This window comes from Paraclostridium sp. (assembly GCF_051657365.1).
GTDB lineage: Bacteria > Bacillota > Clostridia > Peptostreptococcales > Peptostreptococcaceae > Paraclostridium.
On the sequence record NZ_JBOFKN010000012.1, the window covers coordinates 1 to 1,211 of the forward strand.

The window sequence follows — 1,211 nt, forward strand, 5'->3', positions numbered from 1 at the left end:
TGTTGCCAGATTTTTTATATTTGATTCGCTAGCTCAGTCGGTAGAGCACGTGACTTTTAATCACGGTGTCCAGGGTTCGATTCCCTGGCGAGTCACCAAAACACTTGTTGTAATAACAAGTGTTTTTTTTGTTTAAAAAAATAAATCTTTTTAAAGATAGTTTAGATATATTTTAAATTTATAATATAATTAATCAAATAGTTAGTACTTGTAGAAGCGATTTTAGATGGAAATATATTTTGTTATTTTTTATTATTTACTACCCTGTCATTGTTTTTAGTAATTTTCAAATAAAATATAACTAATAAATTATCTATATTTTGAGATAATTATTTTATACTCATACAAAAGATTCTAAAATGATTAACAGAATATAGTTAGTTGTAAGTATTAAATATTTTTTGTATAAAATATTTAATACTAGTGGTTAGTCAGCCTACAATAAATAGAGTGTATAGTTTGATAATAGTTAGTCTGTCTAGGAATCGAGGGAGTATTCTTAATTATAAGATTTTTCCTTAGTAGAGATATATCAAGATTTTAGCTACTTTAGTTATAGGTGTTTCAAATAAGTAATAAATAAATTTATAAGTAATATACTATGGATTTAAAAAAAGAGCTAAATATTTAATTTAGGAAGTTTAAGTTATATTAAAGTAAGAATAAATATAGATGTTGAAAAAGCATTTTCTATATAAGTTTTATAAAATAATTTTTATATTAATAGATAGATATTTATCGAGCTTTTTAGTTAATTCAAAAGATAATAATTATATTTAAGAAATTAATTATTAATTGATCCTGAGAAAAGATATCTAATTACGAGGTTTAAACGAAAATAAATAGATAAAATAATACAAAATAATAGAAAGAAAGATAAATGGATATAAGAAGAAATTTTTATACATGAATATAAAAGTAAGATAAAATACTAATAATATGAGAAGAAAAAAGAGAAAATAATAGTAGATCTTATGAAACTGCTTTGAAAAACATTAAAAAAGTAATAAAACTTAACCAAGTGTATCAAAGTTTAAATTAGAGTGAAATTTGATGAATTTAAGAGTAAATGATGTATTTTAGAGATAAAGATATAATATAAATAAATAGTTAAGCAGATACATATGGTACACTAATATTCGTTGAGAGCGACAAACGCAAACAAGTAAAACTTGAAAGTTTTGAAAAAAGTTCTTGACTTTAACAATTAA

General features: G+C 21.9%; 1 tRNA gene. It reads left to right on the plus strand.

Annotation, left to right across the window (positions count from 1 at the left end):
* The first annotated feature begins 22 nt into the window (after window positions 1–22).
* Window positions 23–98: transfer RNA gene (locus tag ACRCYC_RS00515), tRNA-Lys, on the plus strand.
* The last annotated feature ends 1,113 nt before the right edge of the window (window positions 99–1,211 follow it).